This window comes from Enterobacter cloacae complex sp. P17RS (genome assembly GCF_014895885.1).
In the GTDB taxonomy this organism is placed as follows: Bacteria; Pseudomonadota; Gammaproteobacteria; order Enterobacterales; family Enterobacteriaceae; genus Enterobacter; species Enterobacter bugandensis.
Genome location: NZ_JADBQK010000003.1, coordinates 111,806 through 136,826, shown reverse-complemented (window position 1 = coordinate 136,826; position 25,021 = coordinate 111,806). Strand labels below are relative to the sequence as shown.

Genomic DNA, 25,021 nt, shown 5'->3' with positions numbered 1-25,021 from the left:
TGAGATAATTTGAACGTAGACGGTAGCACTGCGGGGCGCTAGCATTAACAGTTATAACTGCAACGTATCTCAAGGATTTGTCCTCATTATGACCCGACTGATTCGCCTGCTGCCGCTGGCAGCACTGGTTCTGACCGCCTGTACTGTCACCCAACCAAAAGGCCCGGGCAAAAGCCCTGATTCACCGCAGTGGCGTCAGCACCAGCAGGACGTCCTTAATTTGAAGCAGTACCAGACGCGCGGCGCCTTCGCGTATCTCTCTGACGAACAAAAGGTTTATGCCCGCTTCTTCTGGCAGCAAACGGGGCAGGACAACTATCGCCTGCTGCTGCTGAACCCGCTGGGCAGCACCGAGCTGGAGCTTATCGCCAAACCGGGCGAAGCGCAGATCACCGATAACAAAGGCCAGCACTACACGGCGACTGATGCTGAAGAGATGATTGGCAAGCTGACCGGGATGCCAATTCCGCTGAACAGCCTGCGCCAGTGGATCCTCGGCCTGCCGGGCGAAGCGACCGACTATACGCTTGACGATCAATACCGTCTGAGCCAGGTCAACTACACCCAGAACGGCAAAACCTGGAAAGTGGTGTACAGCGCCTATGACAGCAAGAGTAAACCTTCGCTGCCATCAAACATGGAGCTGACCCAGGGCAGCCAGCGCATCAAGCTGAAAATGGACAACTGGATCGTTAAATGATGACCCACTGGCCTTCTCCGGCAAAACTGAACCTGTTTTTATACATCACCGGCCAGCGTGCTGACGGCTATCACACTCTGCAGACGCTGTTTCAGTTTATTGACTATGGCGACACGATTGCCATCGAGCCGCGTCAGGATGGGCAGATTTGCCTGCTGACGCCGGTCGACGGCGTGGCGCATGAGGACAACCTGATCGTCCGCGCCGCGCGCCTGCTGATGAAAGCCGCCGCGGAATCGGGCCGTCTGCCGGCGGGAAGCGGTGCGGATATCCGCATTGAGAAGCGTCTGCCGATGGGTGGCGGTCTCGGCGGGGGCTCATCCAACGCCGCCACCGTGCTGGTTGCGCTGAACCACCTCTGGGGCTGCGGGCTGTCGACGGATGAACTGGCTGGTTTGGGCTTAACGCTGGGCGCAGATGTCCCTGTGTTTGTTCGCGGCCACGCGGCCTTTGCCGAGGGCGTGGGCGAGATCCTCTCCCCGGTCAACCCGCCGGAGAAATGGTATCTGGTTGCCCACCCCGGCGTGAGCATTCCGACCCCGGTCATCTTTAAAGATCCTGACCTGAAAAGAAATACCCCGGTACGGTCAATAGAAACGTTATTAAATTGTGAATTCAGCAACGATTGCGAGGATATCGCAAGAAAACGTTTTCGCGAGGTTGATGCGGTGCTTTCCTGGCTGTTAGAATACGCGCCGTCGCGCCTGACCGGTACAGGGGCCTGTGTCTTTGCTGAATTTGACACCGAATCCGCCGCCCGTCAGGTGCTTGAGCAAGCGCCGGATTGGCTGCATGGTTTTGTAGCGCGCGGGATGAACACCTCCCCCCTACAGCAGGCCATTCTGGCGCAGACTGAGTTTCGGTGACAACGTCACCCTGTTCCAGACGTTGCATCGCGCTCTTTAATACACCGCCTGGATAGCCTTCGCTTAGGCCCCGCAGTTTGCGGCGAACGCTATCCACCACTGGACGCATGCCTGAGGTTCTTCTCGTGCCTGATATGAAGCTTTTTGCTGGTAACGCCACCCCGGAACTAGCACAACGTATTGCCAACCGCCTGTACACTTCCCTCGGCGACGCCGCCGTAGGTCGCTTTAGCGACGGCGAAGTCAGCGTACAAATTAACGAAAATGTACGCGGTGGTGATATTTTCATCATCCAGTCCACCTGTGCTCCAACAAACGACAACCTGATGGAACTGGTTGTTATGGTCGACGCTCTGCGTCGCGCTTCCGCAGGCCGTATCACTGCTGTTATCCCTTACTTTGGTTATGCCCGCCAGGACCGTCGCGTCCGTTCCGCGCGTGTGCCAATCACCGCAAAAGTTGTTGCTGACTTCCTGTCCAGCGTCGGCGTTGACCGCGTACTGACCGTTGACCTGCACGCAGAGCAGATCCAGGGCTTCTTCGACGTCCCGGTTGATAACGTATTCGGCAGCCCAATCCTGCTGGAAGACATGCTGCAGCTGAACCTGGATAACCCAATCGTGGTTTCTCCGGACATCGGCGGCGTGGTACGTGCCCGTGCTATCGCTAAGCTGCTGAACGATACCGACATGGCGATCATCGACAAGCGTCGTCCGCGCGCTAACGTTTCTCAGGTGATGCACATCATCGGTGACGTGGCTGGCCGCGACTGCGTGCTGGTTGACGACATGATCGATACCGGCGGTACGCTGTGTAAAGCCGCTGAAGCGCTGAAAGAGCGCGGTGCCAAGCGCGTGTTCGCTTACGCGACCCACCCGATCTTCTCCGGTAATGCCGTGAACAACCTGCGCAACTCCGTCATTGACGAAGTTGTGGTATGCGATACCATCCCACTGAGCGACGAGATCAAGGCACTGCCAAACGTGCGTACCCTGACTCTGTCCGGGATGCTGGCCGAAGCGATTCGTCGTATCAGCAACGAAGAATCCATCTCTGCAATGTTCGAACACTAATCGAACACGGCCAAAAAACCCGCTGCGGCGGGTTTTTTTGTCTCTGGGTTTTATTTGTATGATTAATGCCTCCTTCACCTGCCATTCATATGACAGATGATGCGCACACGGATGATAGATAATTGTGAAAAACGTAGCCTCCTCACATGTTCTGCCCTTTCGCGCCCTCATCGACGCCTGCTGGAAAGAGAAGTACACCTCGTCACGCTTTATCCGTGACCTGATTGCCGGGATCACCGTCGGAATTATTGCCATCCCGCTGGCGATGGCGCTGGCGATTGGCAGCGGCGTTGCGCCACAGTACGGTCTGTACACCTCGGCCGTTGCCGGGATTGTTATTGCCCTGACGGGCGGCTCGCGCTTCAGCGTCTCCGGCCCGACCGCCGCTTTTGTGGTGATCCTCTACCCGGTTTCACAACAGTTTGGTCTGGCAGGCCTGCTGGTTGCCACCCTGATGTCCGGCGTCTTTTTGATTCTGTTCGGTCTGGCCCGTTTCGGTCGCCTGATTGAATACATTCCCCTTTCCGTGACGCTGGGGTTCACCTCGGGGATTGGGATCACCATCGGAACCATGCAGATCAAAGATTTTCTCGGTCTGCAGATGCCCCACGTCCCGGAGCACTATTTACAAAAAGTGGGGGCGCTGTTTATGGCGCTGCCAACGGCCAACCTGGGCGACGCCGCCATCGGAATAGTCACCCTGGGGACGCTGATCGTATGGCCTCGCCTCGGTATTCGCCTGCCGGGCCATCTGCCCGCCCTGCTGCTGGGCTGCGCGGTGATGGCTATCGTCAATATGTTCGGCGGTCATGTCGCGACTATCGGCTCGCAGTTCCACTATGTTCTGGCGGACGGTTCGCAGGGTAACGGCATTCCGCAGCTGCTGCCGCAGCTGGTGCTGCCGTGGGACATGCCTGGTTCGAGCTTCACCCTGAGCTGGGATTCCCTTCACGCCCTGCTGCCCGCCGCGTTCTCTATGGCGATGCTGGGAGCGATTGAATCCCTGCTGTGCGCCGTGGTGCTCGACGGCATGACCGGCACCAAGCACAAAGCCAACAGCGAACTGGTCGGTCAGGGCTTAGGCAACCTCATCGCACCATTCTTTGGCGGGATTACCGCCACGGCAGCCATCGCCCGTTCTGCGGCAAACGTGCGCGCAGGTGCGACTTCCCCCGTTTCAGCGGTTATCCACTCCGTGCTGGTGATTCTGGCGCTGCTGATCCTTGCCCCACTGCTCTCCTGGCTGCCGCTTTCCGCCATGGCCGCCCTGCTGCTGATGGTGGCCTGGAACATGAGCGAGGCGCATAAGGTGGTGAATCTGCTGCGCCGTGCGCCGAAAGACGACATCATCGTGATGCTGATCTGCATGTCGCTGACCGTGCTGTTCGATATGGTTATCGCCATCAGCGTCGGGATCGTGCTCGCGTCCCTGCTATTTATGCGCCGCATCGCGCAGATGACGCGCCTCTCTCCGGTTAACGTGGAGGTGCCTGAGGATGTGCTGGTGCTGCGCGTGATTGGCCCGCTCTTCTTTGCCGCGGCGGAAGGATTGTTCAGCGATCTGGAGTCCCGCATCGCGGGGAAACGGGTTGTGGTGCTGAAGTGGGATGCCGTCCCGGTTCTGGATGCCGGCGGTCTGGATGCCTTCCAGCGCTTTGTGAAACGTCTGCCGGAAGGCTGCGAGCTGCGGGTCAGCAACCTGGAATTCCAGCCCCTGCGCACGATGGCGCGTGCGGGCGTGCAGCCGATCCCTGGCCGCCTTGCCTTTTATCCTAACCGTGAAGCCGCGTTAGCGGATCTGTGAGTTACCTGATGCAGAGAAACGTCTCTGCATCATCACCCCGATCGCCTGCTGGAGCCATGCAAGCACGGCAGGCGTCATCCAGGTTCCTTTCATCAGATGCGGCTCCTGCTGCATAGCCGTACGAAACTTTTGCTGGGTCTCGGGGTTGGTGCCTGCGTAGGACTGGAACAATGCCAGCCAGTTTTCAGCCAGCTTTTGCGCCTCCTTCGAGTCAGGAGCGATATTGTCCCGCTGCGCCTGATGCAGTTTCGCCACCAGCGGCGGCCACTCCATCATGCGGTCAAAATAATGTGCCCGGGTAAAGGCCATCTCTTCGGCGGTGAGATACTTCTCCCATATGCTGAGCTTAGATTCCGCAAACGCCCGCGTGATGTAATCTGTCATCTCCGGGGTGATGCCGGTCTGCGCCTGCATCTGTGGCTCTACGCTGTGCATCTCGTTCAGCCGGGTGAGAAACTCCGGCTTGCCCGCCGTGTCCTGTTCAAGACGTTCCATCCAGCGGGTCGCCAGATCCATCGCCCGCGTGTCAGTAACGGGTATATCCTGTTCCAGCAGCGCGTTAGCCTCTGCCACCATCCCTGACCAGATAGCCGCCAGCGCATCCTTCTGTACCGCAAACGGCAACTGCTGTAACTCTTCTTTGCTAAACCAGCGATCGTACATATTCATTAACTCCAGAGTCTGTAGCCAGGACTCCAGATCCGGCGTCGCATCGTCGGTAAGCCCGGTACGCAGCTCCACCAGCCGGTCGCGCAGCGTGTGTATGCTGCGCAGCTGTTTATCCAGCAGCGTGATTTGCGCATCGAGTAGCTCGGTCAACGACAGCGACTCCTTTTCCAGAAAATCCCTGATTTCGGCAAGTTCCAGCCCCGCTTTTGCCAGCGCCTGGATCATGTGCAGACGCTGGACATCCGCCAGGTTGTAAAGCCGGTAACCTGCCGCGCTTCTGGCAGAAGGCAGCAACAGCCCTGTTTGCTCGTAGTGATGCAATGTCCGCACGGTGATACCGGCTCGTTTCGCCAGCTCACCCACCTGAATCAACATAACTGCTCCTTTTTACTTTGCCAGTGCCACCACTCTGGAGCCTTACGTTACGTGAGGGTCAATATGCTATGCAAAAAAAAAACGACTCCGGATGGAGTCGTTTCGATGTTCTTAATCAGGCACTAGCTGTGCTTATGCTGGTCACGACGACAGCGTTTGTCGTAGTGGCGCACCCACCAATATTTATCGCAGACTTCCTCATGTCCGCTCACGCGCGCCCCGGCGAGCCACAATACTGCACCGAGGAAGATGCTCAATACCGCGCCATGCGCGAAGTATTGTGGGAGATCAAGCTGCGGCAGTTGGTTTAAAATGGAATAACCTACGCCGACTACCATCACGAACAGTCCCAACCCCATTAGCACGTTACCGAGCATCGAAGCGTTTTTGCGTTTCATATGTCACCTCCGGAACTTTGGGTTGTCAGGGGAAAAGCCCCTAATCCTTGTGTGTAAAGTATAGACAACGCCCCTTTTATGAGTTGCGTGAATGATCACAATTACGAATAACGCACAAACAAAAGTTTACAAATAAGGCGTTGAACAGCTTGAAATTCTAATTGTTCAGATGAGTAATTATTCGAATTTCGCCGGGATAACCGCAGAATTTTGTCAAGCGGCGCGCCAGACAGTAAACTACGCGCCAGATCTGGAACCCATTAGGAATTGAATCGTGACGATTAAACTGATTGTCGGCCTCGCCAACCCGGGCGCGGAGTATGCGGCCACCCGCCACAACGCCGGGGCATGGTACGTCGATCTGCTGGCCGAACGGTTACGTGCTCCCCTGCGTGAAGAACCTAAATTCTTCGGCTACACCTCACGCATCAACCTTGCAGGAGCGGATGTTCGCCTGCTGGTGCCCACCACCTTTATGAACCTGAGTGGTAAAGCGGTGGCGGCAATGGCAACGTTTTATCGCATCAACCCGGATGAAATTCTGGTGGCTCACGATGAGCTGGATCTCCCGCCTGGCGTAGCAAAATTCAAGCTGGGCGGCGGACACGGCGGTCACAACGGTCTTAAAGACATCATCAGCAAGTTGGGCAATAACCCGAATTTCCACCGTTTGCGCGTGGGAATCGGCCATCCGGGCGATAAAAACAAAGTTGTCGGTTTCGTGCTCGGTAAGCCCCCGGTTTCAGAACAAAAACTGATTGACGAGGCGGTAGACGAAGCGGCGCGCTGCACTGAAGTCTGGCTGCAAGACGGCTTAACCAAAGCGACAAATCGCTTACACGCTTTCAAAGCGCAATAATCCGCCCGATACGGCTTTTTTACCGCGCGTCATGCGGGTTACGTGTATAATAGGCGTAGTTATTTACTTTTCATCAATCGGTTATCGTTAACGGATTGATTATCAAGATATTAAGGTGATTTAGAAATGGGATTCAAATGCGGTATCGTCGGTCTGCCAAACGTGGGCAAATCCACCCTGTTTAACGCGCTTACCAAAGCGGGTATCGAAGCGGCGAACTTCCCGTTCTGTACTATCGAACCTAACACCGGCGTGGTGCCAATGCCGGACCCGCGTCTGGACCAGCTTGCGGAAATCGTGAAGCCGCAGCGCATTCTGCCCACCACCATGGAGTTCGTGGACATCGCGGGCCTGGTAAAAGGCGCATCCAAAGGTGAAGGCCTGGGCAACCAGTTCCTGACCAACATCCGTGAAACTGAAGCGATCGGCCACGTTGTGCGCTGCTTCGAGAACGACAACATCATCCACGTAAACAACAAAGTGGATCCGGCTGACGATATCGACGTTATCAACACCGAGCTGGCGCTCTCTGACCTCGACACCTGCGAACGTGCAATTCACCGCGTGCAGAAGAAAGCCAAAGGCGGCGACAAGGACGCGAAAGCGGAACTGGCTGCGCTGGAAAAATGCCTGCCACAGCTGGAAAATGCGGGCATGCTGCGCGCGCTGAAAAACCTGACTGACGAAGACAAAGCGGCGATCAAATACCTGAGCTTCCTGACCCTGAAGCCAACCATGTACATTGCCAACGTTAACGAAGACGGTTTCGAGAACAACCCGTACCTGGACAAAGTGCGTGAAATTGCCGCGGCGGAAGGTTCTGTGGTTGTGGCGGTTTGCGCAGCCGTTGAGTCCGATATCGCCGAGCTGGACGACGCCGACCGTGAAGAGTTCATGGCCGAGTTGGGTCTGGAAGAGCCGGGCCTGAACCGCGTGATCCGCGCGGGCTATGAGCTGCTGAACCTGCAGACCTACTTCACCGCTGGCGTGAAGGAAGTGCGTGCCTGGACGATTCCTGTGGGTGCGACTGCGCCTCAGGCGGCCGGTAAGATCCACACCGACTTCGAGAAGGGCTTCATTCGTGCGCAGACTATCGCGTTTGAGGACTTTATCACCTACAAGGGTGAGCAAGGCGCGAAAGAAGCAGGCAAGATGCGTGCGGAAGGGAAAGATTACATCGTTAAAGATGGCGATGTGATGAACTTCCTGTTTAACGTTTGATTTGTTTTGAATGAAAAAAATCCACGCTTTGGCGTGGATTTTTTTATTTAGTTGTTTTAACTTTAAAAAAGACCTTCTTTGAGAGGGTAGCCTTTTACCCCTCCCCATGGATCGTCTAATAAAAATTTAGCAGTGATAGTGTCTTTATCCGGAACTAGAGTTAAATTATAATAAATTTCATCTCCTTCACAAATCTCATAAAAGAGCGAATACGTTTTATTGGTTACATCAATGTTTACGTCAAATTTCTCTGCCGCAGAAGCTATCTGAAGCTTATTTTTATCCGTAATAAAAAATGGCACTACCATGCAGCGTTGAGCATTATTATCTAATATAAAAGTATTATCTATTTTAATATAGACGTTTGCTCCAAATGCATCCTCTGGTAGTGGATCGAATATAACATAATCCTTGTGTAGAACAGCACCTTGAGAAACATTGCCTTTTCCCCACTGACTCAGCTTTTCGTCATAGTCTCTGGATCGTAACAATATTTGACTATGCGAAATCAGTAGATCAACTATTTGTATTTTTTTATCATTCATCACATTACCTCGATTTCTATTATCGCTCTACCGATAATGTGAAATCAGCCCATCAAAAATAAAATGCTTGTGAAATTCTTTAAAGAATTAATATGTAGCTGTAATATGAAAACTGACAGGGGAAACACTCTTCCCCTGATGCTCAAACATTGAGCAGAATGTTAGCAACAAGTGCAAACCCTACCGCCCCATTGTAGTTTGATTAGAGTATTCGGCAACAGATAACCGCCTGGTTTAGTCCTCTCCGTTATACAAACCCCAGCATAATTAAATATTTCCAGTTATTTTTTCTTCTATAAGATCAGCCTGACCAATAATTCTCCAAACGCCTTTACTGATATTAGAATTGCCGGTAAAGATAATCTTTATCTTTTTACCGCCCCATTCGCCAGCAAAAAAAATATAAAAAAACGAACGGAGAAAAAAATTTTCAATGTAATTAGCTATCAACAAAAATAAAAGTAAATATCCCGTATCAAATCTCCATCAACTTCATCAACAGTTCTAGTTTTGATTTTATTGAAGTCAGCTAAAATACCTTTCACTGGTACAACAGACTTTGATATATCATCATAAAATGCTTTTTGTTGACTTTCCGGAACATATTTTTTTATTAAAAAAACAAGATTCTTTCGTAACTCTTCATCTGTCATCGCTTTTACTCCGGAATTATAGTTACACGTTCAAAAATAACAGGGAAATTACGTTCGATTGGTAGCAACTGTAATGCCCCACCTTTACCATACTCAGGGTATGCACTGGTGAAAAGCTCATATCCAGGCCCTCGGCCACCATTGGCAAGAGGTACTTGCACCTGAGGCACTCCATTTTTATACAGTTGTAATGTATCAAACTCACCTAATAAACGAGCATCACTCCATGAATCTGGATTACCTTTTTCATAAAAAATTTGATAGGCGTCCCTGGCTTCATGTGCAGATTTATATTTCGTATACCCAAAATAACTTAACGGGGCTGATTTATTTTCTATTGTCTGTGGAGCATATTTGCTATCCATATAACGATATGCTGTAGAAGGCATAGTTGAACTAGGGCCACTTGGACCGACATAAAAATCAGGTTTGGTTTTACCGCTACACTCACGGCTCAACCCCCACGGATCCACCCACCCCAGCGCATTCGGCGCATACTGGTAAAGGTTTATCCCCCCCGCCAGCCCTATCGGGTCCTGCTGCGTAAACCTTCCGCAGTCCGGGTCGTAATATCGGAACAGATTGTAGTGCAGCCCTGTCTCACGGTCCAGATATTGCCCCTGCATACGCAGGTTCTGGGAATATCCTGATACCTGCGTCTCGCTTTCCCGCAGCAATTTGCCCCAGGCGCTGTTCACCCCTTCCCAGCGCACCTGTCCTTCGCTATCCGTCATCCGTTCCGGCGTGCCGTTCGGCTGACAGTGGAACCAGAATATTTCCGGGGCATCAACCCCGTCGATACGCGCCAGCGGATCGTAGCTGTCCTGATCGCTGTAAACGTAGGTCAGTGGCACTTCCCCGTGCACTTCCTGCAACAGCCGGAACCCTTCCCAGACAAACCGCGTGGTGACAGGCTTACCGGTTGGCTGGCCGCCCAGCATCTGGCGGCGCGTTTTGCTGATGCGTCGCCCGAGCGGATCGTAGCGGAAGCTGACCTGCGTCTGCGGCCTGTTGCGGTCCCGCGGCTGGCTGATCACCTCCGTCAGGCGGTGCTCACCGTCGTAGCGGTAGTGCCAGCGGGTCTGGCCGTTATCTTTCTCCACGGTGCGTCCGTGGACATCATAGCGCCAGCGAATGCCGTTCAGTTGCGTCAGGCGGTTATGCGTGACCTTCTCAGCAGATCCTTCGAGCGGGTTACCGGCTGCATCCCAGCGCCACTGCTCCTGTCCGGGCAGCGTGCCGTCCTGCACCAGCAGGCGCCCGGCGCTGTCGTACTGCCAGCGGTACCAGCTGAACGGATTATCGTCCCGCTCTTCGCGAACCAGATTATTGCGGTAGTCGTAATCCCAGCGGCGGGACCAGCGGCGCGGCGACGGGCGCTGAGCGTTGCCGGTAAAGACGTCCCGCCGATGCAGGCGACCAAGGCGGTCGTATTCGCTGCGGGTGGTCAGCAGCCCCTGCGTGCGGCTGGTTTCACGGTGAAGCTCGTCGCGGGTAAAGTCGGAAACCGACAGCTTATCGAGGGCAATGCTGAGCAGATGCCCGCTGCCGTAGTAGAACTGCTTCAGCTCGCGGCCATCGGGCAGCGTAACGGAGGTGCGGTTGCCCAGCGCATCATATCCCCACGCCAGCTCACCATGCTCGCTCGCTTCGCGCGTAACGCGACCAAGCGCGTCATACTCAAAGGCAAGCTCCTGCTCTGCCTCGGTGGTCCATGCGTCGGCTGAAAGCGCCGGATGCAGCCCAATCCGGCTTAACAGCCCGGACGGCGTGTAGTGGTAGCGGGTCTGCCCTTCTGGCGTGGTGCGGGCGACCAGCTGGCCGCTCGCGCTCCAGGCGAAGGCGTGGGTGATGGCCTCCGGATGGCCGGCGGCAAACGTGCGCGCTATCGTGCGTCCGCAGGCATCATAGCGATACTGCGAGGCCACGCCATCAAGCCCTACCTCTTCCAGCAGCAGCGAGTCAGCGCCCCAGCGGAACTGGTACGCTTCGCCGTTTTCGTTTTCCAGGGCAATCAGACGCCCGCGGCTGTCCCAGCGGCGACGGACCTCTTCACCCTGCGTATTACGGGTGGCGGTTAAGCGCCCCGCCGCATCGTATCTGAACTCACTCTCTTTCCCGTCGGCGCCCGCATGCTTCACCGGCAGGCCACGTTCGTTCCATGTGAGCGATTCCGTCCAGCCTTCCGGGCGATCGAGCTGCACCGGGCGCCCTGCGGCGTCGTAGCGGTAGCGCGTCTCTTCACCGTCGGCGCCTGTCTCAGCCACCAGCCAGCCCAGCGGATGATAGCGATAGCGGGTAACACGCCCGGAACAGTCCGTCGAACGGACAACCTGTCCGGCCTCGTTGTACTCCTGATAGCGGCTGTTGCCTGCGGCATCGACCTCTTCCACAACCTGGCCAAACTCGTCCCGGCGCAGCTTCGTGGTCTGCCCCAGCGGATCCACCACGCGCTTCAGCCCGTGGTGTTCGTCGTACCAGAAGCGGGTGGCGCTGCCGTCGGCTTCGATAATGGCCGAGGGAAGCGCGCGGTGCTCCAGCCAGGTGGTGGTGCGGGTATTGCCATCGGCGTCGATCTCCTGCACCCGGTTGCCCATCTCGTCGTAAACGAAGGTGACGGCATTGCCGAGCGGATCGATGCGACGCGTCAGAAGCTCGTTATCGTCCCACTCGTAGCGCCAGTTTTCACCGCGCTCGTCGACGTAGCGCACAATCAGATTCTGTGCGTTCCAGTAGTGGCGTCGCGTCTGGCCGTCGTAGTGCTCGACGGTCGTCAGCCCCGCGTCTAAATCGTAGCTAAAGCGGCAGCCATCGCCGGTGCTGGTGCGGTTTTCCACCACGCGCCAGTGGTCGAATTTTTGCCAGCGGTATTCGCTCTCCAGCCCCCCGGGCAAGCGGTGCCAGACCATCAGGCCGTGGTCGTTGTAACGGTATTCACGCGTCACCACGCCGGAGGCATCCGTCGCGCTTGCCAGCTGGCCGCGCGCATCGTAGCCCCACTGCATCAGCGGCCAGGTTTGGTTGCCGTCGAAATGGCTGGCTGCGGTAACCCGCTGCGGGAAACGTTCATCCTCATAGCGCAGGGTTACGTCTATCGCCCGCGGCTCGTCGTGAAGACCGATCAGCCTGCCGTGCTCGTCCCACGCCGTCAGCAGCGCGTTGCCGTATTCGTCGCTGAGGGAGGCCAGACGCAGGATAGAAGGATTCGCGCGGGTCGGTTTGTACAGACGCCACACCGCGCCGTCGTCGTCGGCAATCGCCACGTCGCCGTTCTCATTGCGGCGGATAATGATGCCTTCGCTGATGCTGTAAAACGCGCGGTCGACCGGCGGCAGCTCGAAGCTCAGCTCGCGCCCGGTTTCATCGAACCAGGTCGCATTGTTATCTTCCAGCGTCAGATAGCTGTCAAAAGTTGTAGCCCAGCCCAGACCGAACAGCCCTTCGCGGGTGGTCAGGCTGTTATAGCTGCGCTGCCAGCGCAGCGGGAAGCGCCCCGGCAGCGAGAAATCGAGCTCGTCGTCGTCATTCAGCACCTTCACGCCGGTGGCAGCATGAACCGGGTGCGAGGAGCCAAACACGGCATTCACCGCCATATCCGCCAGCATCCCACCGCCTGCCGCCGCCAGCGCACAGGGCATGTTTTTCAGGATCTTGCCCGGACGCCCGCGCAGCAGGGAGAGCGCAATCATCCCCAGCGCCAGACCCGGCGTTTTACCGCTTTTGATATCGCGGACCGTGAGCGTGTCCCCGCCGATGATCACGTTAGGAGAGACATCGTCGGAAACGGTGCCTTCGCAGGTGGTGCGATCTTTCGCGCGCACCGCAGGCTGGCCGTTGATGAAGACGCTTTTGGAGCCTTCCGCCAGATACTGCGGCCCGGAGTGTTTTTCACACGCCACCTTGTCTTCTTCCAGCGGCGAAGTTCCCGCAGCGGCAGAGGCCACGCTCGGCTGCCACATTTCGCTGCCAAACTGTCCGGCGGCGGAAAGCAGCATGCCCGCGTAATCGGCAAAGCTGCCCGGCGACTGCGGCTCAGGGGGCGGGGTATCGGCGGGCGTGAGCGTGCCTGCCGCGCGCGCGGCAGGGATTGCGTTGGTCAGAACGTTGTTCGAACCGGTGGTGATTTTGCCCGCAGGCGACGGCGGGAAAAGCGTATTACCTAACCCTTCCGCGGCATTGCTGATATCGTCTGTGATCCCCGCCACGTTCGCCAGCACACCACCGATAATTCCGCTTAACAGACAGCTGGACCCAATCGCCGCCACGCCCGCTGCGGCGGCTCCGGCACCGAGTAGTGGTGCCGCAGCCGTAGCCGCCAGCCCTACCGCCGCACCGATCACCGCATAGGCGGCACCTTCCGCCACAATGCTGGTGATGTCAGCAAAAATGCTGGAGTGAATAATCTCGTCGCCCTTACGGGCCGCGTTGTTATCGCTCATGCCTTACACATTCCGGTTGTCGTTTAGCGTCAGACTCTGCTTAAGCGCGCTCCAGCGCACCTCGTCCTCTTCGGTAAAGGCTCTGAGTGCCGAGAGGGTAAAAATCATCAATACCGGTTTGCCCGGCGTCTGCACGGCCAGCTGTTTTTGCCACAGGCGCTGCCCGTTGCGGTCAAAGGTGGTCTCAACTTCCAGCCCGTTAATTTTTCCATCAGGCCCGGCTTTTACGCTCCGGAATTCGCTCTGGGCAATCTCACCCATCTGAGGACGCAGCACGTCCCACTGGCGGTGAAACTCTTGTTTGTAGTCGCTGCCATCGGGAATCACGCCGCGGCTGACCACCACGGACAGCCCGCTTTCGTCATCGCGAATGATGTTCATGCTGTTATCCTGCCAGGCAGCAGGAAATAGGGAAAACGAACCTTCCTGGAGGGTGTATTTCATAAGTGAACTCGGGATGATTAATATTGAGAGAAACAAAAGAGGCCAATCCATGCTGGCCTTTTGGCTGGCTTTTTTATTTAAGCCACTGACCTGACTGTTCGACTAAAACATGACTGCCTTTGCTGACAACCAATTTCACAGGTGCATACGTCACGGTATAAGCGATCTCGCCATTCTTGTACGTTGAGCCGATTATTTTACCTGCAGAGTCGTGTAACGTTTTACCCCTTAAGGAGATCGTACTGTTATCGCTTTTGCGCACGCCGAGATAAACCATCTCGTCACATTTGCTCTCAAAATGGCCGCATTTGTTTATCAGCGAAATAGCGAATTTATCGGTGTCCAGTTTTCTGGTTTCCGCGTTTTGAACCGAAGCGGCTTTACGTAACGTATACCGCAGCGGGGCATAGTAATTACCTTTTTGAGGAGGAGTAATTAAACGCCATTCCATTTCACGCCCCTTTATTTCCAGAACAGCCCGTCCACCTACGCCGCCAAACGATGAGTTGAACTCAACGCTGGCATGATTGCCAGCGATCGTACCGCTAAGATTTTGCTCATCATCTTCCGGGCAATCTATGCGGTTTCCTCTCTGGGAGATATAGCAATAAGAGCCGGTGATCCGGTTGTCTGATTCAGCTAATCGCAGGGTTAACGTCGAGTCGTTCTTGAATTCGCCAGCCCACTCCCCGTCAAATACGAGTTTTGATTGGCCGAACGTTGCAAAATGCATCGCATTAAATCTGGCGGCCCACTGCTGAATATCGGTATGAATAACCGGGCTATTGTCAGATGACTGGTAATGAATAACGTCCGACGTCGGAACCACCCAGGCTGCAAAGATTTTGCCGTCAGGATTGATGACCAGCGCGGATGCATTCTCCTGATAGAGATCTTTTAACCAGCCTTCAACAAACAACCCACCACCTGTGGTGGTATGCGGTTCACCGAAGACATCAAAGTTATCAATAAAGGTCTGGTAATGATTTCCCAGCGTTTTCCTGAGATTGTCTGTCACTTCGCTGTCGTTAACGATGCGGCTAACCGTATCAAGCTTATTATATTGTGATAATTCAAGCGCCGTTGTGGTTTCAACGGGGCCTGTCAATAAAGCGGTGAACAATATGGCTGCCAAATGTTTTTTGGTCATAAATCACTCTGAAGTACCATTTTCGTAATTCATTGTTATTTTTACAACCTTACTGTCTTTAAGCTCAAAAGAGAGCAATTCCTTACCCAATTCATAGGAAACCCACTGCTCCCCGGAATCATTTTCGACCTGACCACTGCCGTAAGCTTTATTAAGTTCATTTATTGTTGAACCAATATGGATCCCGCGAACTGTTTTGCCATCCGGAGCAGTTAACGTAATCTGCGCCACAATATAATCGTCAACACTTCGCTCGGTTTTATCCCACCAGAGATTGGAACTGAATATTCTTAACCCAGTCTTCTGATGCTGGTAGAATTTATAGTTCGTTCCGTCAAAAGGAATTTCACCGACAAAACTACCTTCCACAGAAACTGCAATTTTACGCGCAACCTCAGGAGTCCATCTCTCACCCAGTGCCACAATCTGGTCGTTTAACTGCAGAGAAAAATCATCTTTAGCCAGAATGAGCGGCATAGTCTGAGCCATTACTTCATAACTGCTCAGAAAGGTAGACATGAGGGTAAAAAAAAGAGAGACAGAAAGGCGTTTTTTCACGTTAATCGTCATTTGCTGGATAAATATTATGCTACTCACTACTTTAAAAAGCAGTGAGTAATGAAATAAACATTTTTAGTCAGCGCTAATAGCGACCCCACCCAAGCAGTCAGGTTTTTTTACCGTAAAACTGAAGCTTATTTTTTGCCCATTCATATCCTTTAGCGCTGTATAACTGGTCACTTCGTTCTCCGAACGGCCTCGTGGATAATCAGTTAACGTCAGTTGCGGATAATGTTTTTTAACAGTGTCGAGAGTGATGCACTGGCCGGACGGTGAAAAATTCAGTAACGGTGCCATCCCGTCACTTTCTTTACTTAAACGTAAATCAATTGCAGTAATGTTCGTTCCATCCGCCAGTTTGATATCGTCGGCATTGTAGAAATTGATATATTCATTTTGTTTCGTTAGCTTGAATGACAACGGAGCGTTATCCAGACTGTTAACGGACAATGTTTTGAGTGATGCGCTCATTTCTTCAATGAACTGCCAAAGATCCTGTTTCTGCATGTTACCTCCTGCCATTCCCGTCGTTAATAAAGCCGCAAGCACCGCACCCGTTTTTAGACTATGGATAATTTTTATCATACCAACCGCCATAATAATCTTCGTAATATTGCCCTGTGGTAGACGTTTGTTCGCCTTTGCCAAAGATACGGCCTATCTGCGTACGCGCTTCACTTTCCTTTATAGCCCCACGTTCGAGAGAATCATAGATACGATTATATTGTGTCTGATTTGCCGGATTGCCTGCAATACCTATATCCCCACCCTTGTTGGCTATGATTTCGCGTTGGACCCGGATATTGTTCAAGGTTGCAGCGCCTTCATCACTGAGTGTGCTGTTGAGATAGGCGTCGCGCGAAGAAAAATCAATGTTGGGTTCATATAAAGCGTGACCACTTTCATGTGACAGAGACTGAACGACTGCATTCGGGTTACCGAGCTCATTTTTATCAACGGTAATAACGCGCTTTTGACGATTGGCAAACGTCCCCTTGCCTGCTTCACCTTCTTCAAATGTCCAGCCTCGTTTCTTTAACGTCGCTATGTCATTTTTCATCGTCGGTGATTTATCGACAAGACTATCTACATCCTTTCCATATCCGCTTGAAGGAACATTGGATGCTGGAGGCGTAGCGTTTTTAGAGGTTTCGGCTGGTGCGCTGGCAGCCACACCAGCCTTACTCTCCTTTCCCGGCGTAAATTTCGCCTGCACCGCCGCATCAATATCCCCTTTATGCCCAGAACCCGGCGCCGTTGTGCCCGGCTTGGTGCCAGAAGTATTCAGATGCAGCTTACCGCCCGTGGTGATATAACCATCTCCCTCAACGAAGAAGTTAAACTCTTTGCCGATCAGGTTAATCATGCCGTTAGCGTTCAGCTCAATAGCGCTCTCACCTGAGACCAGCCGCAGCTTCGTCCCGGATGCAATAACATACTGCTCGACCGCCGCATCCAGCTTGCCTTTCCCCGTCAGGATCTCGGTTCCACCTTTCACCGCTTGAGTCTGGTTTGCTTCCACACGATGCAGCTCATTTTTCTTCACGTAATGGCTGCGCGCCCCGCCGACACTGTGCGTTTCATCATTTTTAACGCTGGTATCCATATTGCGCTCGGCCTGGATCCATACCTGTTCTGCGCCCGCTTTATCCTCAAAGCGCAGGGCGTTGGCGTTGTCCACGGAGCCCCCTTTCGTGCGGCTCATAAAGCCCATCTGCGTCGCTGCGGCCGGAAGCGCCCACGGCGGCATGCTCGCGTCGTTGTACACGCGGCCGGTAATAATCGGACGGTCCGGGTCGCCGTTGATAAAGTCCACCACCACCTCGTCGCCGACGCGCGGGATCTGCACCCCGCCGTAACCCTGGCCTGCCCACGCGCTCGACACGCGAACCCAGCAGGAGCTGGTATCATCGCCCTTCGCCAGCCGGTCCCAGTGGAACTTCACCTTCACCCGGCCATATTTGTCCGTCCAGATACTCTCCCCCTTCGGCCCCACCACCTTCGCGGTCTGCGGGCCGTAGGTGCGCGGCCAAGCCGTGCTCTGCGCCGGACGGTAAACCACCGCCGACGGAATGACCGTGAAATCGGTACGGTGTATGGTCTCCCCCTCGCCGCTGGCGTAGCGGTTCTCCTCGAAGTGGTAGCCCGCCGCCGTCACCAGATACTCCCCGTTGTCGCTGAAGAACGGCGCGTTGGTTAACGTGAAGGTGTGCCCTGGCGCTATCCCCGCCGCCGTGGCGGTGGCCTGAATCTGCTGGTGCTCAACCTGCCAGCGCTCCTGACGGATACGGGCATAAAACTCCCCGTGACCTTTGTCCACAAAGCGCCCCGGCCAGTCGTACACGTCGATGCTGCCCGGCTTCGGCGACGCCGGGTTCTGCTGGGCCTGGAACAGCCACGCGTTCGGCTTGCGGAAGTCATAGTCGTCGAGGCTGTAAATCCCCGGCGTCACGCTGTCCTCCAGCGCCCACTGGCTGATACCCTCTTCATCCGTACTGCCGCCGGACGGCGTCTGGTGGTAAGGAATGACCTCATAGCCGCTGAACGGCTGATGCTGCGTGGCGGCGTCAGTCAGCACCAGCGTGTGCTTGTCCGCATCGTGTCTGAAGTGATACGCAATCCCTTCCAGCTCCATCAGGCGGCTGATAAAGTCCAGGCTCGACTCCTGATACTGCACGCAGTAGTCCCAGACCCGGTAGCTGCCGGTGAGCTTATCCTCAACGTTGACCTGATGCTCACCGAGCAGGGTTTTGACAATCTGCGGCACCGTCTGGCCCTGGAAGATACGCAGGTTACGGTCGCGCTTCATCGGCCACAGGTCCGGCTCCACCGTCAGCTGGTACACCGCATAGCGGGTGCCCGTCAGCTCAACGGCGCTGACCGCCACGCGGGTAATTTTTCCGTTAATATAGCGGGACGTCAGCAGATTCTGCGTCGGGATGGTCACCGTGACCGGCTGGCCCAGCAGCTTACTGCGGTCAATGCGCGCGTCCGTGCCGAGTACGGTCAGCGTCAGCGCAAACGACTCGGACATCGCCTCGCGGCCTGAGAGTTTCCAGAAAAGCAGCCCCTCCACCGGGAGCTGAACGGTAATTCGGTTGAGCATAATCATTATTCCACTATGGACTAATCTCAGTGCCAGAAGTTAACTCATTTCAATACGCAAAGCGTAAACGCTGCTGGTTTGATAATGAGTAGCTGTAAGATTGACTTCTCATGCCACAAAAAAACCACTTTTCCTGAATTTTCATCGAGATAAACAGTTACAAGAAAGTGTCTTCAGGGGCTCTATCGAACAATTCACCAGCCATTTTGGCGATACGTTCATGTTGTACGAGTTTATTTTTCCACTCCTGCGGAATAGCGGAATAACCATATAATGCTCCCGCTATTTGTCCCGCCGTTGCCGCAACGCTGTCAGCGTCATCGGCAAGATTGGCAGCCAGCAGAATCGCATCCCGGAAATTATCAGTATTCCATACGGACCACATCGCGGCCTCAAGCGTATCGATTACATAACCACTTGAACGAATCTGATCGCGAGTTTTTTGCTTATATTCACCCGCGTTGATAATCATTACACGTGGCTGAAGCGGCATGACATGCGGAGAAAAAATAAAATCTTTATTGCTACCATTAATCATATGCACAAGCAAATAACTTAAATACTGAGTGCTATTTATTGCTTCCGCGGCACCGTGTGTTGCGATACTTTGTTTTTTTGCTTCATAAAACGATTTGTTTAATGATTTTCTAAAAAAAATTGAGACAGGTGCTTGTCTGATAATGGATGCATTACCTGCAGTTTCTGGCGCAGTATTACCGCTCCACCCGGGACCAACAGTTAAATATTGCTCTAAAGCAAATCGAGTTGTATTACCTATATCAAAACAGATGCCATTTGAACTGTTATAACCATGCTGATACCAGTCCAGAAGCTTATTCCTGAAGCATATAGTATCAGCATCACCTTTCTCAAGAAGCGTTTCCGCAAGACATAATGCCATGGATGTATCATCCGTCCATTCACCTGCGCGGAGTCGAAATGGCCCACCACCTATCATATCTTTGACATGTGCTTTGTCACGAGGTAAAAATTCAAGCGTTGTACCTACGGCATCTCCAACAGCAAGACCAATAAGCGCACCGACAGCACGATCCCGTGATTCCGCGAGTGAGATGTTACATTGTGGTGTTAAGTCCCATTGTTTTTGTACATCGCAATCAAAAGATGATTCTAATAGTTTATCATTATATTTATACTGCATCTTCTGCTGGACTGAAAGACTGCTAACAGGTAAGTACTTACGATATATATCTACATATTTTAACAATACATTCAAATTAGCATGTAAGTCTATCACCATTCACCCATAATAAAATATTTTTAATATCAACCCCTAAAATTCATCAGGATATTTCATTTTAAGATTATGTTGTTTCATTCTGTAATTGGCATCAACCTCATGCGGCAGTCTAACCTTTAACCCTCGGCGGATTTGATCCACAATAAACCAGGCATCCGACAACCTTTCAAAAAACAACTCATCAGAGTTATCGAACTCCTTCACTGCATACATACCGAACGTCATTTCCCATAATTTCGCTTTATCCTTTTCCTTGCCTTCAATTAAATCACATAGAAATAATAATTGTTGTACAATAGAGTCGTACATTTGTAAAAGCGGAGAGTGAGGATCCTGATTTTTGACCTCAGCATATCTCTTTTTTGCTAAAATTAATGCTTTTTCAACATAACCAAAGATTGTCATTTTATCCTTTGCATGGGATTTAGTTAAATTAAAGCATCACACCAGATTGAAGTCATTAGATTCCACCGTTTATCATTGGCAATTCTAACTATAAGAAATTATCCTTAGGTGCTCTATCGAATAATTTACCCGCCATTGTAGCTATCCGTTCGTGTTGTACGAGTTTGTTTTTCCAGGCCTGCGGAATAGCGGAATAACCATATAATGCTCCCGCTATTTGTCCCGCCGTTGCCGCAACGCTGTCAGCGTCATCGGCAAGATTGGCAGCCAGCAGAATCGCATCCCGGAAATTATCAGTATTCCATACGGACCACATCGCGGCCTCAAGCGTATCGATTACATAACCACTTGAACGAATCTGATCGCGAGTTTTTTGCTTATACTCACCCGCATTTATGATCATTACACGCGCGCACAGTGGGAAAACATGAGGGGAAAAAGCTTCTTCTTTTTGATAACCGTTAATTAAATAGTGCAATACCAATCCCAGAAATTGGCATGCGTTAATTGCCTCTACCGCGCCATGCGTTGCTCGACTCTGAGCCTGGGATTCGAAGTAAATCGCACGCAGCGATTTTCGACGAAAGATAGACACCGGTGCTTGACGAATAACCCCAGCATTACCAGCAGTGTGTTTCTCTGTATTACCATACCAGGAAGGTCCGACACGCATATACTGTTCAAGTGCGAATCGCGTCGTATTCCCGATATCGAAGCACCGACCATTACTACTATTCTCTCCGTCAAGATACCATTTCAGGAGATATTTTCTAAGCACATCGGTGTGTATTCTGTTTTCTGAAAGATAAGTCTCTGCCAGACATAATGCCATGGACGTATCATCTGTCCATTCACCAGGTTTTAATTGAAAAGGTCCCCCACCAATCATATCCGCTACATGTTCACTGTCTCTGCGTTTAAATCCAAGAGTAGTGCCAACTGCATCTCCAACAGCCAAACCCACTAACGCCCCAAGTGCTTTATCGCGTGAAACATCTTCATTTGTGATTAAAGGTAATATTTCATCCCATACATGAGAGGAATTTGAATCATCAATGCTGCTTCTTATTACCTTACGAACATTAACTGGCATGTAGTTACGATAACGATCGGCATAATGATTAATTACTGAGTCTTCGCTGTAAAGATCTATCATCCCGCACCCTTTAATCAAACGTTGTTTACCACTTGCGATATCGTTTTTGCCTTTTCAAATACTCAACGTCTTGCTCATGAGGGAGAATAAACTTCAATCCTTTTCCCATTTGCGAAGCTATATAATTAACATTGGACAAATGCTGAGCAAGTTCTGCATCGGTTGTATCAAACTCTTTTGACGCAAGCACTCCAAGATTTAATTTGTGCAATTTACTTTTATCTTTCTCAGACCCCGTTAGAATAGACTTAATATAGTCCAACTGATTCTTCGCCATAACATATAAAGAAAATGTAGGATTTTCATCTAATCGATGATTAATTGCATCAATAGCATCATTGATATAATTCAGCGCGGTGTAATTTTCTTTACTCATGAGTCACCTCAAATACTGCCCTGGCGATGGCCTGAACCTGCGGATGCTCCACTTCTACCTGTTACACAGCATAGTGCGTGCCCGTTCTCTCAACGGCACCGTTCGCCACATGGATAATCTTGCCGTTAACATAGCGGGATGTCAGTTTTCAGAACAGAATATCCACTCCCGCGAGCTGAACGATAGTTCAGCTGAGCATGATTTTTTATTCCACGATGATCTGTTCTCAGTGCCTGAAGTTAACTAATCCTCAGAACGAGGGCGGTTATGATATTATTTCTGTGAAACAAAAAATAAAACCACATTTCTATGGTTTTATTTAGATGGCCATGAATTAACTTTGTCAGCTCATCGTTTTTCTATGCGAAACGTAGAAAGAATGATTTCCATGCATCGTTTATTGGCTTCGTAATAATAATCCTGATGATTACGATGAGGCCCAACCACCTCAACGTAACACCACAAATCATTCATTTTAAAGATACGCATATCGTAATAAGCCCTGATATTCTCAGCAGCACTGACTACCTCTCCCGTACAGCTAAAAAGATCGCCTGTAAACGAGGGATTGATATCATTTGGGATGCTGGCAATGTCCGATGTCGTAAGAGAGACCGCACTATCGTGGCGGTTAAAGCGCGCAGTTGCTTCATCGAAAATAGCCTGCGCAGCGGGATAATCAGCCTGACGGAAAAGACAGAAATTAATCACTCCATGGTTGACGTTACCTATTGTGTGTTCAATTACCAGACGATTATCATCCAGCGTATTCACCAGCCATGAATCCGGAATTTTAAATCCACTGTCATTTTTGTTGCTAAGGCTGACTGTTTTCAACAGTTCTGAAAGCATCAAATTGCTGCGATGCAGTAAATCCCAGTTGATAGCAATCAGGAAAATAGTATCGGCAATCGTGTTGTAATCTTTCGACGCACAAGCCGTTTTCAAAAGGAAGTAATTTCCCCCACCATTTACAGGATTATAATCCTTTTGCACCGTATATCGTGAAACGACCTCATCACCCGATGGCATCGTTTTAATGGACAGGATATCCGCAAACTTCCCGCTTCCTGAAGGATGCGTAATTATTCTTTGGCTCAGTACTTTCTCACCCATTAAATCGAGCTTATTTATAAGCCAGTCTGACGCATTCATCTCCCACTGACAGTGTTCATATGCAGCCCAGACTTCAATATAGGGGCCGGTGTCATCGGCGATGTATCGTCCGATATTCGTCAGCCCAACCTCCTGAAATGTGATCGGCTTTAACTCTGCTGGCTTAACATTCTGGGGTAACAATAGCCAGTAATGAAGCATCTCTTTTTCTGCAGAGGTATAGAGACATTTCCAGAAGTTTTCCCGAATCTCTTTTTCCTGATCCTTCATCTCAAGAGGGAAAAAATATTGTTTTTCAGCAACCATAATGCAACCTCACTCGTCGCGCTTACTTAAGCCATAAACCCGAAAACATAAGGAAGCTTCCGAGGGTAATTAAGCTCTTAGCAAAGATAAGTAAGCCAGGCGCCACGGCACGTGTCATAGACGATAATTTTTCATAATTTTCCGCGTTGTATCTTTTGTGCCCCCCCATAATCCCGGAAAATAACGTGCAGAGCAGCACTACTGTGATCTTTAATCCCCAAACACACAAGAAAGACATGGATAAGATGATCGAATAATGCTTGGCCGTTGCGACGGAAAATAATGACATTGACTGAGCAAGCCATTTCAACGTAAAGCCAATGACGACCGTAGCCACTAACACTAGAACGAACATTAACCCCGCAAGGAGCCACTGCTTTTTGTTAAATAAATCTTTTCCATTCCAGATAAGCGCTAGCGTCCAAATCATAAAGACTATAAAGAAAAACCAATGCATCACAACGTTCCCCATTTACACATTTTAATCTCCTATCAGGACTGTAACACAGCCAGTCTTAATCACACCATCGCCACTGCCCGCCGCTGGGGACGGCTTACTTTCATCATCGTCATAAATCCAGTCAAGGATCGGTTTGAGAGCAAATTTGATACTGGCATCCCCTCCCAGACCGAGCGCCGCTGCAAGCTCACCGGACACCTTAAGGTTAAATGAATAATCAGTGCTATCAATCCAGGTTCCCACGCCTGCAGAAGCGCCAGCGCTCCCTGCACTCCCTGAAAGTTTGCCATCGGCAACGACTACGCCATAAAAATCGGCTTTAGCCGTCGCCTCTCCTTTGACCGCCGCGGCTTCTGCGCCAAGTTCAACATTAAAACCATAACGCCCTTTATTTCCGTCATATAGTTCACTGACGGCCTTCGCTTCAGCGGTTGCCAGGTATACATCCCCACCGACGCCGCCGTACTGTTGCCCTTCTTTTCCAATGCTTCCCGAGGCGCCATATTGTATTGCGGTGGCGTTTGCATTGAGATTAATCGCCCCGTAATCAGCTCGATCGGTCACTAACGTGCCGCTGGCAGTCGCCACCCCTACTTTAGTACGTACCTCGCCTTTATATTTATCCTGACTTTTTGTATTCCCGACCGTGATATCGGCAAGTGCGAATCCGACTGAAGCCGTATCGGGTTTTCCAAAGCCGGATTTATCTTCAAGGCTTGCATAGGCGCCAAGCACACGGGCGTCGTAAACATCACCATGTATAGCACCATCTTTACCCGCATCCTTCGCCGCCGTTCCGCCCCAGTATTGCGGAGGTGCGGGTTGAGTGGATGCGACCGCAGGGGTCGCTGAGGTATTGCAACCCGTCTTGTCACCTTCCCTGGCGAGAGGCAAACCATTTACAAATACCGTTGTTGAACCACTGAGAATACTTCCCTGACCATGTTGGGAGCATGAAAGCGGGTCGCCTTTTCGTGCTGCCGGAAATCCGCCAATAATTACGTTGGGACTTCCGCTTTGAATTGGGCCAGTATGTGCGCTGGAATCAATGCGCGCTCTGGCGGCTGGTTTTCCCATA

The 25,021-nt window shown here is 52.0% G+C and carries 23 protein-coding genes; 6 read left to right on the top strand and 17 right to left on the bottom strand.

What is annotated here, in order from left to right:
* Positions 1-88: 88 nt before the first annotated feature.
* From lolB to dauA, 4 genes are all read left to right on the top strand, one after another.
* A complete protein-coding gene (lolB, locus tag IM265_RS01625; RefSeq protein WP_028013462.1) occupies positions 89-700 on the top strand; it encodes a lipoprotein insertase outer membrane protein LolB in 612 nt (203 codons plus the stop codon).
* Positions 697-1,566 carry a 4-(cytidine 5'-diphospho)-2-C-methyl-D-erythritol kinase gene (gene ispE, locus IM265_RS01620; RefSeq protein WP_028013463.1) on the top strand — a complete coding sequence of 290 codons (870 nt, stop codon included), beginning with the start codon at positions 697-699 and terminating at the stop codon, positions 1,564-1,566. Before lolB ends, ispE begins: the two co-directional genes overlap by 4 nt.
* 125 nt (positions 1,567-1,691) lie before the next feature.
* The gene (gene prs / locus IM265_RS01615) at positions 1,692-2,639 is read left to right on the top strand and encodes a ribose-phosphate diphosphokinase (protein WP_003856663.1); all 948 of its coding nucleotides are present in this window, start codon (positions 1,692-1,694) and stop codon (positions 2,637-2,639) included.
* Positions 2,640-2,763: 124 nt separating this feature from the next.
* Positions 2,764-4,443, top strand: a complete 1,680-nt coding sequence (gene dauA, locus IM265_RS01610) for a C4-dicarboxylic acid transporter DauA (protein ID WP_100170119.1) — start codon at positions 2,764-2,766, stop codon at positions 4,441-4,443.
* On the opposite strand, the gene IM265_RS01605 is transcribed toward dauA, so the two are convergent.
* Entirely contained in the window at positions 4,429-5,487 is a 1,059-nt protein-coding gene (locus IM265_RS01605; RefSeq protein WP_150144088.1) for a MerR family transcriptional regulator, read from the bottom strand. The genes dauA and IM265_RS01605 overlap by 15 nt on opposite strands.
* A gap of 122 nt (positions 5,488-5,609) precedes the next feature.
* Positions 5,610-5,885 (bottom strand): stress-induced protein YchH, encoded by a 276-nt coding sequence (gene ychH / locus IM265_RS01600; protein ID WP_028013466.1) that lies wholly within the window; start codon positions 5,883-5,885, stop codon positions 5,610-5,612.
* 274 nt (positions 5,886-6,159) lie between these two features.
* Here ychH and pth point away from each other — a divergent pair, with 274 nt between their 5' ends.
* Together pth and ychF are read left to right on the top strand one after the other, a co-directional pair.
* On the top strand, positions 6,160-6,744 hold the full coding sequence (gene pth, locus IM265_RS01595; RefSeq protein ID WP_048960163.1) for an aminoacyl-tRNA hydrolase: 585 nt from the start codon (positions 6,160-6,162) through the stop codon (positions 6,742-6,744).
* A gap of 126 nt (positions 6,745-6,870) precedes the next feature.
* Entirely contained in the window at positions 6,871-7,965 is a 1,095-nt protein-coding gene (gene ychF / locus IM265_RS01590) for a redox-regulated ATPase YchF (RefSeq protein WP_003856650.1), read from the top strand.
* Positions 7,966-8,027: 62 nt separating this feature from the next.
* On the opposite strand, the gene comJ is transcribed toward ychF, so the two are convergent.
* The 15 genes from comJ to IM265_RS01515 form a co-directional block, all read right to left on the bottom strand.
* The gene (gene comJ / locus IM265_RS01585) at positions 8,028-8,510 is read right to left on the bottom strand and encodes a competence protein ComJ (RefSeq protein WP_193030826.1); all 483 of its coding nucleotides are present in this window, start codon (positions 8,508-8,510) and stop codon (positions 8,028-8,030) included.
* Between the two features lie 446 nt (positions 8,511-8,956).
* Positions 8,957-9,163 carry a hypothetical protein gene (locus IM265_RS01580; protein ID WP_193030828.1) on the bottom strand — a complete coding sequence of 69 codons (207 nt, stop codon included), beginning with the start codon at positions 9,161-9,163 and terminating at the stop codon, positions 8,957-8,959.
* Between the two features lie 5 nt (positions 9,164-9,168).
* On the bottom strand, positions 9,169-13,602 hold the full coding sequence (locus tag IM265_RS01575) for an RHS repeat-associated core domain-containing protein (RefSeq protein ID WP_193030830.1): 4,434 nt from the start codon (positions 13,600-13,602) through the stop codon (positions 9,169-9,171).
* Between the two features lie 3 nt (positions 13,603-13,605).
* Complete coding sequence (locus IM265_RS01570) at positions 13,606-14,046, bottom strand: DcrB-related protein (protein WP_193030832.1); 441 nt, start codon at positions 14,044-14,046, stop codon at positions 13,606-13,608.
* Between the two features lie 73 nt (positions 14,047-14,119).
* Positions 14,120-15,196 carry a hypothetical protein gene (locus IM265_RS01565; protein ID WP_193030835.1) on the bottom strand — a complete coding sequence of 359 codons (1,077 nt, stop codon included), beginning with the start codon at positions 15,194-15,196 and terminating at the stop codon, positions 14,120-14,122.
* A gap of 3 nt (positions 15,197-15,199) precedes the next feature.
* Complete coding sequence (locus IM265_RS01560; RefSeq protein WP_224222657.1) at positions 15,200-15,754, bottom strand: hypothetical protein; 555 nt, start codon at positions 15,752-15,754, stop codon at positions 15,200-15,202.
* Positions 15,755-15,829: 75 nt separating this feature from the next.
* On the bottom strand, positions 15,830-16,342 hold the full coding sequence (locus IM265_RS01555; protein WP_047366809.1) for a hypothetical protein: 513 nt from the start codon (positions 16,340-16,342) through the stop codon (positions 15,830-15,832).
* Positions 16,323-18,863 carry a type VI secretion system Vgr family protein gene (locus IM265_RS01550; RefSeq protein ID WP_193056005.1) on the bottom strand — a complete coding sequence of 847 codons (2,541 nt, stop codon included), beginning with the start codon at positions 18,861-18,863 and terminating at the stop codon, positions 16,323-16,325. The genes IM265_RS01555 and IM265_RS01550 overlap by 20 nt, the downstream gene beginning before the upstream one ends.
* Positions 18,864-19,020: 157 nt before the next feature.
* The gene (tri1, locus tag IM265_RS01545; protein ID WP_370551791.1) at positions 19,021-20,121 is read right to left on the bottom strand and encodes an ADP-ribosylarginine hydrolase Tri1; all 1,101 of its coding nucleotides are present in this window, start codon (positions 20,119-20,121) and stop codon (positions 19,021-19,023) included.
* 36 nt (positions 20,122-20,157) lie between these two features.
* Positions 20,158-20,529: an immunity protein Tsi6 family protein gene (locus IM265_RS01540; protein WP_193032223.1), complete on the bottom strand. Its 372-nt coding sequence runs from the start codon at positions 20,527-20,529 to the stop codon at positions 20,158-20,160.
* Positions 20,530-20,617: 88 nt separating this feature from the next.
* Positions 20,618-21,685, bottom strand: coding sequence for an ADP-ribosylarginine hydrolase Tri1 (tri1, locus tag IM265_RS01535; protein ID WP_193032226.1), 1,068 nt, complete (start codon positions 21,683-21,685; stop codon positions 20,618-20,620).
* Positions 21,686-21,710: 25 nt separating this feature from the next.
* Positions 21,711-22,061: an immunity protein Tsi6 family protein gene (locus IM265_RS01530; RefSeq protein WP_193032228.1), complete on the bottom strand. Its 351-nt coding sequence runs from the start codon at positions 22,059-22,061 to the stop codon at positions 21,711-21,713.
* A 348-nt stretch (positions 22,062-22,409) separates the two neighbouring features.
* Complete coding sequence (locus tag IM265_RS01525; RefSeq protein ID WP_193032231.1) at positions 22,410-23,483, bottom strand: hypothetical protein; 1,074 nt, start codon at positions 23,481-23,483, stop codon at positions 22,410-22,412.
* 22 nt (positions 23,484-23,505) lie between these two features.
* Positions 23,506-23,940, bottom strand: a complete 435-nt coding sequence (locus IM265_RS01520) for a hypothetical protein (protein WP_028013479.1) — start codon at positions 23,938-23,940, stop codon at positions 23,506-23,508.
* A gap of 24 nt (positions 23,941-23,964) precedes the next feature.
* Positions 23,965-25,020, bottom strand: a complete 1,056-nt coding sequence (locus tag IM265_RS01515) for a PAAR domain-containing protein (RefSeq protein WP_193032233.1) — start codon at positions 25,018-25,020, stop codon at positions 23,965-23,967.
* Between the last annotated feature and the right edge of the window lies 1 nt (position 25,021).

Coding starts and splice junctions, on each gene's coding strand:
- IM265_RS01575 (WP_193030830.1), bottom strand. CDS start 13,602: ATGAGCGATAACAACGCGGCCCGTAAGGGCGACGAGATTATTCACTCC.
- IM265_RS01570 (WP_193030832.1), bottom strand. CDS start 14,046: ATGAAATACACCCTCCAGGAAGGTTCGTTTTCCCTATTTCCTGCTGCC.
- IM265_RS01605 (WP_150144088.1), bottom strand. CDS start 5,487: ATGTTGATTCAGGTGGGTGAGCTGGCGAAACGAGCCGGTATCACCGTG.
- IM265_RS01525 (WP_193032231.1), bottom strand. CDS start 23,483: ATGGTTGCTGAAAAACAATATTTTTTCCCTCTTGAGATGAAGGATCAG.
- IM265_RS01520 (WP_028013479.1), bottom strand. CDS start 23,940: ATGCATTGGTTTTTCTTTATAGTCTTTATGATTTGGACGCTAGCGCTT.
- IM265_RS01540 (WP_193032223.1), bottom strand. CDS start 20,529: ATGACAATCTTTGGTTATGTTGAAAAAGCATTAATTTTAGCAAAAAAG.
- IM265_RS01550 (WP_193056005.1), bottom strand. CDS start 18,863: ATGCTCAACCGAATTACCGTTCAGCTCCCGGTGGAGGGGCTGCTTTTC.
- IM265_RS01555 (WP_047366809.1), bottom strand. CDS start 16,342: ATGATAAAAATTATCCATAGTCTAAAAACGGGTGCGGTGCTTGCGGCT.
- lolB (WP_028013462.1), top strand. CDS start 89: ATGACCCGACTGATTCGCCTGCTGCCGCTGGCAGCACTGGTTCTGACC.
- ychH (WP_028013466.1), bottom strand. CDS start 5,885: ATGAAACGCAAAAACGCTTCGATGCTCGGTAACGTGCTAATGGGGTTG.
- IM265_RS01515 (WP_193032233.1), bottom strand. CDS start 25,020: ATGGGAAAACCAGCCGCCAGAGCGCGCATTGATTCCAGCGCACATACT.
- IM265_RS01530 (WP_193032228.1), bottom strand. CDS start 22,061: ATGAGTAAAGAAAATTACACCGCGCTGAATTATATCAATGATGCTATT.
- tri1 (WP_193032226.1), bottom strand. CDS start 21,685: ATGATAGATCTTTACAGCGAAGACTCAGTAATTAATCATTATGCCGAT.
- IM265_RS01565 (WP_193030835.1), bottom strand. CDS start 15,196: ATGACCAAAAAACATTTGGCAGCCATATTGTTCACCGCTTTATTGACA.
- comJ (WP_193030826.1), bottom strand. CDS start 8,510: ATGAATGATAAAAAAATACAAATAGTTGATCTACTGATTTCGCATAGT.
- ychF (WP_003856650.1), top strand. CDS start 6,871: ATGGGATTCAAATGCGGTATCGTCGGTCTGCCAAACGTGGGCAAATCC.
- ispE (WP_028013463.1), top strand. CDS start 697: ATGATGACCCACTGGCCTTCTCCGGCAAAACTGAACCTGTTTTTATAC.
- IM265_RS01580 (WP_193030828.1), bottom strand. CDS start 9,163: ATGACAGATGAAGAGTTACGAAAGAATCTTGTTTTTTTAATAAAAAAA.